At 68.6% G+C, this 6405-nt stretch carries 5 protein-coding genes; all 5 read left to right on the plus strand.

Going from position 1 to position 6405, the window contains the following annotated elements; all coding sequences use genetic code 11:
- On the plus strand, positions 1-1714 hold a 1714-nt coding region (locus tag H7F49_RS18610; protein ID WP_185685064.1), incomplete at its 5' end, for a DNA translocase FtsK.
- A 118-nt stretch (positions 1715-1832) separates the two neighbouring features.
- Entirely contained in the window at positions 1833-2270 is a 438-nt protein-coding gene (locus tag H7F49_RS18615; protein ID WP_185685065.1) for a hypothetical protein, read from the plus strand.
- Between the two features lie 136 nt (positions 2271-2406).
- Positions 2407-3882, plus strand: coding sequence for a DUF885 family protein (locus H7F49_RS18620; protein ID WP_185685066.1), 1476 nt, complete (start codon positions 2407-2409; stop codon positions 3880-3882).
- A gap of 196 nt (positions 3883-4078) precedes the next feature.
- Positions 4079-5647 (plus strand): flavin monoamine oxidase family protein, encoded by a 1569-nt coding sequence (locus H7F49_RS18625; protein WP_185685067.1) that lies wholly within the window; start codon positions 4079-4081, stop codon positions 5645-5647.
- 4 nt (positions 5648-5651) lie between these two features.
- Positions 5652-6131 carry a c-type cytochrome gene (locus H7F49_RS18630; RefSeq protein ID WP_185685068.1) on the plus strand — a complete coding sequence of 160 codons (480 nt, stop codon included), beginning with the start codon at positions 5652-5654 and terminating at the stop codon, positions 6129-6131.
- The last annotated feature ends 274 nt before the right edge of the window (positions 6132-6405 follow it).

Here is a 6405-nt window from a genome sequence, read left to right on the forward strand (position 1 = left end):
GGCGCCCCGCGCGCCCGCGCAGTTCCAGGGGCTGGATGCGCCCGCCCCCGAGCCGCGGCCGGCGGCCCGCCCGGCGGCGCCGGAGCCCGCCTTCGCCGCGCCGATGGCCGAACGCCGCGCGCCCGAGATCAGCGATCCGACCCGCCCGATCAAGCCGGCGCAGCTTTCCGCCGTCAGCCGCCAGGGCGACCTGTTCGACAAGTTCGAGCTGCCTCCGCTCGAGCTGCTGGCCGATCCGCCACCGAATTCGCAGCCCAAGATCGACAAGCTGGGGCTTGAGCGGAACGCCCGCCTGCTCGAGACCGTGCTCGACGATTTCAACGTCAAGGGCGAGATCACCGCCGTGCGCACCGGCCCGGTGGTGACCATGTACGAGCTGGAGCCCGCGCCGGGGATCAAGGCCAGTCGGGTGATCGGCCTGGCCGACGACATCGCCCGCAACATGAGCGCGATCTCGGCGCGCGTCTCGTCGATCCCGGGGCGCACCGTGATGGGCATCGAGCTGCCCAATGCCGATCGCCAGATGGTGAGCTTCAAGGAGATGGTCGCGAGCGAGACCTTCGCGGCGCACAAGGGCCTGCTGCCGATCATCCTGGGCAAGGACATCGCCGGCGAACCGATCGTGGCGGACCTGGCCACCATGCCCCACCTGCTGGTGGCGGGCACCACCGGCTCGGGCAAGTCGGTCGGGCTCAACTGCATCCTGCTGTCGCTGCTCTACCGGCTGACCCCGGCGCAGTGCCGCATGATCCTGGTCGATCCCAAGGTGCTGGAGCTCAAGTCCTACGACAATATCCCGCACCTGCTCTCGCCGGTGGTGACCGAGCCGGCCAAGGCGGTCCGCGCGCTGAAGTGGGCGGTCGAGGAGATGGAGCGGCGCTATCGCATGATGAGCGAGATCAGCGTGCGCAACATCTCGGGCTTCAACGACAAGGTCCGCGCTGCGATCGCCAAGGGCAAACCGCTGGGCAAGCGCATCCCGATCGGGTTCGATCCCGACACCGGCGAGGAGCTGTTCGAGGACCAGCAGTACGATTACCAGGTGCTGCCGCAGATCGTGGTGATCGTCGACGAGCTGGCCGACCTGATGGTCACGGTCGGCAAGGAGATCGAGGTGCTGATTCAGCGCCTCTCGCAAAAGAGTCGCGCCGCCGGCATCCACCTGATCATGGCGACGCAGCGCCCCTCGGTGGACGTCATCACCGGCGTCATCAAGGCCAACCTGCCGACCCGCATTTCCTTCGCGGTGACCAGCCGGATCGACAGCCGCACGATCCTGGGCGAACAGGGCGCCGAACAGCTACTGGGCAAGGGCGACATGCTCTACAAACCCAGCACCGATCCGATCCGCCGCGTGCACGGACCGTTCGTCTCGGACGAGGAGGTGGAGAAGATCGCCGATCACTGGCGCGCCCAGGGTGAGCCGGAATACGTCGATTCGGTGACGGAAGAGCCCGAGGATTCGCCCTTCGGCTTCGACGATCTGGATGCCACCGCCTCGGACAATCCGGAGGAGCGCAAGTACCGCCAGGTCTGCCAGCTGGTGTTCGAAAGCCAGAAGGCCTCGGCAAGCTGGATCCAGCGCCAGATGGGGGTGGGCTACAACACCGCATCCAAGTGGATCGAGCGGATGGAGGCCGATGGGCTGGTGGGCCCGGCCAACCATGTGGGCCGGCGCGAGATCTACCGCGACAAGGACGGGAATCCCCTTTGATGGGCCCCTTTGACAGGCTCCTGACCGGGAAGCCGACTTAACCTTCTGCAGGGGTTAACTTTCCGCCGTGTCCGCCGTTTCCCAGAGCATCACGCAGCTCTTTTCGGAAACAGGCGCAATGAAAGCTCTGACGCAGTGCTGGTTCACCCGGGTCCACATCCCCGAAAGCCGGGCGCATAAGGAGCCCGACGGAACGCTGACCAGTTACTGCCGCCATTGCGATCGTCCGATCATGTCCTGGGACCGCCACCGCTGGTTCCTGGCGGACGGCTTCAACGTGACGCAGCTCGCCGAAACGGTCTCGGGCCGTTTTCTCGTCCTGCTCGACAGCGTCGAGGAGACGATCATCGGCCGCTGGTCGGTTCAGCATATCGAGGACGCGGCCGAGCTCGAGGCGTTCAAGCGGACGCTGTGCGAGCAGCACGGCGTGGGCCAGCCCGGAGCGACCCTGGAGCTTTACGACAGCGGCGATGCGCGCGACACCCGTGCCAAGGCCAAGCGCGCGGCCACCCGCCGCGCCCCCGGTGGCACGGCCCGGTTGTCCGCCTCCTACTGACCGGCCTGGTGATCGGCGGGTAAGCCGGTCTGCCGCCCCGGCGCCCCCGCCGGCACCCGCCAATACGCAGTTTGCGCCATGCCGCTCCGCGCGCGCGTGAGGCATCACGGGTCCACTGAAGGAGTGGACCGCACCCGTGGCACAGGCAGAATCAGGGCTCAGTCGCCGCCGCTTCCTGGGGGGAGTGGCCGCCGCTGCCGCGCTTGTCCGGACCGGGCCGGCCTGGGCCCTCGCCCCGGCCGAGCGGCAACTGACCGACCTGATGGACCGGCTGTGGGACGAACAACGGCACCGCTTTCCGGAAACCACCAGCGCCGCCGTGACGCGAGTGGCGGCCGGGCGGCTGGATCCCTGGTCGCGCGAGGCGCGCGATAGCTGGGTGGGCTGGGCGCGCTCGGCCGTGCGGCGGATCGAGGCGATCGACGCCACCGGCCTGCCGCAATCGGCCGAGATCGATCGCGCCGTGCTGCTCGATCATTTCGGCAAGGTCGCGGCGCTCGGCACGCGCTACCCGTTCGGGGCCTCGGCCAGCGACACCGGCGCGCCGGTCGCGCCCTTCGCGGTCAGTCCGGCGACCGGCCCCCACCGCTCCATCCCCGACCTGGCCCGGGCGGAGGATCGGGCGTCCGCCATCGAACACCTGGCCGCTCTGCCGCGCGCCCTCGATGCCGCCACGGCAGCGTTCCGCCATGACGCGGCGATCGGTGTCCTGCCGTCAGCGGCCCTGCTCGACACCACGCTGCGCCAGTTGACCGCCCTGCGGTCCGCCGAACTGGGACCGGGCCGAGCCGAAGCGCTGATCGCGCGCGGCCTCCATCCGGCGCTCGAGCGGCAGATCGCGGCCCTGGCCACGGTGCGCTCCACGGCCGGCGAGGCGTCCGGGGTCTGGGCGCTGCGCGGGGGCGAGGCGTTCTATGCCGATGCGCTCGCCTGGCACACCGGGGCCGGCCTGAGCGCATCCGATGCGCACCAGCTCGGGCTGCGGGAGGTTGCCCTGCTGTCGCGGGAGCTGGCATCGGTCATGGCGCGCCACGGGGCCGACGCCGTCGGGTCGCGCGGTTCAGACCCGGCCGACGCGACCACGGCTGCCGGCTTTGACGCGCCCGCAGTCGAGGCCGCAGGCCAGCACGACATTCGCCGCTACGGCATGCGCTATGCCGGTCATGGTCAGGGCTGGGCGCTGTTCGAGGCCGAGATGCAAGATGCCGAGGGCGCCGGGTCCGACGATCCGGTGCGTCGCGTCACCCGCTTGCGGCGCCAGCTTGGTCACGCCGCCCGGTTGGTGACCGACACCGGCCTGCATGCCCAGCGCTGGACCCCGGCCAAGGCCGAGGCCTATCTGAACGCCACCGTCGGTCTCGGCCGGGTGGCGGCGGCCCGCGAAGTGGAACGGATCTGCGCCGCGCCGGGCCAGGCCAGTGCCGCCACGGTGGGCCAGGCCGAGTGGCGTCGCCTGCATGCCCTGGCGCTGGCCGTGTCCGGCGGGCGTTGCGATGGCGCCGCCTTGCGCAGCCTGCTGATGCAGGGCCCCGCGCCGTTCGCGGTCCTGGAGGGCGTGGTCGCCGCCCGCTTCACCCCGCGCCGGTCCCCGCGCATCATGCGCTCGGCATGACCCCGGCTGGCCCGAACGGAGCCGGGCCGCCGAGGAAATGCGCAGTTCGGCGTATCAACAGAGCCGGGCCCAGCGCCCAAGCCATGTTGCATCGCACCCAAGCGCGGTGCCGGGGGCTCCAGATGAACGAGGCAGGACGATGAGCCGACAGGCGTGGGGCAGCGGTTCGCCTGCGGGGCCGCGACAGGGCCCGGCCATGACCAAGCGCGACCTCCTCGGGCTGATCGGCAAGAGCGCTGGCGCCACCGCCATGTACATGGCGATGAGCACGTTCGGCCAGGCTGCCGCTTCGCCGTTCAAGGGGCCGGTCAAGCTCGATGGCGATCCGAAGGGCGCCTCGGTGGTGATCCTGGGCGCCGGGGTGGCCGGCATGGTCGCCGCGCTCGAGCTGAGCCGCGCGGGCTACAAGGTGCAGGTGCTCGAGTTCAACGACCGGATCGGCGGTCGCAGTTGGACGCTCAAGGGCGGCGATACCTACACCGAACTGGGCGGGGCCACCCAGGTCTGCCAGTTCTCGCCGGGCAACTACATCAACCCGGGCCCGTGGCGCATCCCGTTCAACCATTACGGGCTGATGCACTATTGCCACGAGCTGGGGGTCCAGCTCGAGACGTTCCAGCAGCTCAACTACAATGCCTATCTCCACTCGACCCAGGCTTTCGGCGGCAAGCCGCAGCGCTATCGTCATATCCAGGCGGACTACTACGGCCACGTCAGCGAGCTGCTGGCCAAGGCGGTGAAGAAAAGCGCGCTCGACGATGTCCTCACCAGGGAGGATGGCGAGCTTCTGCTGGAATCGCTGCGCGGCTGGGGCGCGCTCGACAAGGATATGCGCTATGTGAAGGGCGCGGCCTCGAGCGGGCGGCGCGGCTGGGAGAAGAATCCTGGCGGCGGGCTCGCCGCCGAGCCGATCCCGTCCGAGCCGCTCTCGACCGAGACCGTGCTGCGCTCGCGGCTGTGGCGCTCGATCGGGGGCAACCTGACCTACGATCACCAGCAGGCGATGTTCCAGCCGGTCGGCGGCATGGAGCAGGTCGCCAAGGGGTTTGAACGGGCGGCCGGCCACCTCGTGCGCCTCAACAGCAAGGTGACGAAAATCCAGCAGGGCGAGAAGGGCGTCACGGTCGACTATCTCGACACCAAGTCGGGGCAGAAACTCACCGCCACGGCGGACTGGTGTGTCTGCACGATCCCGCTGTCGATTCTCAGCCAGATTCCGATGAACGTCGGGGCCGATCTGGACGCGGCGATCCATGCCGTCCCTTACCTGCCCGGCCTGAAGGTCGGCATCGAGTTCAAGCGGCGGTTCTGGGAACAGGACGAGCAGATCTACGGCGGCATCACCAGCACCGATCTGCCGATCGCGCAGATCTCCTACCCCAGCTACGGCTATGGCTCGAAAGGCCCCGGCACCCTGCTGGCTGCCTACAGCAACGGTGCTTTCGCTTACGAGTTCACCAGCCTGCCTCCGGCGGAACGGGTGCAGCGGGCGCTGGAGTGGGGCGCGCAGATCCATCCCCAGTACAAGGACGAGTTCGCCAACGGCATTGCCGTGGGCTGGCACCGGGTGCCATGGACCCAGGGATGCTTCGGCATCTGGACCGAACAGAGCCGGGTCGAGCACTACAAGAACCTCTGCCAGTTGGATGGCCGGATCGTGCTCGCCGGCGAGCACGCCTCCTATGTGGGCGGCTGGCAGGAAGGCGGCATCACCTCGGCGCTCGATGCGATCGGGCGGCTGCATCAACGCGCACTGGCGGGCTGACTCCATGACAACCAAGACCCTCATCCTTGGCGTTGGCGCCCTGATCGCGGCGGGCACGTTCGGCCTCAGCGCCTTGGCCCAGAGCGCGTGGGCCCAGAGCGCGGGCGAGGCGATGAGCGCTTCGGTCCTCGCCGGGACCGGCAGCAAGCCCGGCGATGCCGATGGTGCCTTTGTCACCATGAGCAAGTTCAGCGAGCCCGATGGCGAGAAGATGTACCGCCGGGTCTGTGCCGGTTGCCACATGCCGGACGCCACGGGGGTGTCGACCGGCGCGGGCTTCTACCCGGCGCTCGCGGCCAACACGAATCTCTCCGCCAGCGGCTACCCCGTCTATGTCCTGCTCAAGGGCAAGAACGGCATGCCGGCGGTTGGGGCGATGATGAGCGACCAGCAGGTGGCGGACGTGGTCAACTATGTCCGCAGCCACTTCGGCAACCGCTACAAGGATGTGGTCAAGCCCGAGGACGTGAAGGCGGTTCGCTAACCAGAGAGGCAGGACGGGTCCGCAACAGCCGGGAGCCCGGCGGCCGTCTCCTGCACTTTTTTGGAAAAAGGGTGTTGACCGAATCGCGCGGCGCTCATAGACGCCCCTTCACCGACGCGGACTGGCGGTTTTCTGCCGCTCTCGCATCGGTCGCTGACAGGAGCGGATGACCATTTCCCCCGGTTTATGGATCGGGGAGGGGTTGGTTGTCCGGTTTGTTTGTCGGTTTGTGATCTTTGACATTGTTGGTTTTGATGAAGGGACATGTGGGCGA

The organism is Novosphingobium aerophilum (genome assembly GCF_014230305.1).
GTDB lineage: Bacteria > Pseudomonadota > Alphaproteobacteria > Sphingomonadales > Sphingomonadaceae > Novosphingobium > Novosphingobium aerophilum.

What these genes read in the sequence shown, in the direction of transcription:
- H7F49_RS18615 (WP_185685065.1), top strand. Translation starts at nt 1,833, where the DNA reads ATGAAAGCTCTGACGCAGTGCTGGTTCACCCGGGTCCACATCCCCGAA.
- H7F49_RS18630 (WP_185685068.1), top strand. Translation starts at nt 5,652, where the DNA reads ATGACAACCAAGACCCTCATCCTTGGCGTTGGCGCCCTGATCGCGGCG.
- H7F49_RS18625 (WP_185685067.1), top strand. Translation starts at nt 4,079, where the DNA reads ATGACCAAGCGCGACCTCCTCGGGCTGATCGGCAAGAGCGCTGGCGCC.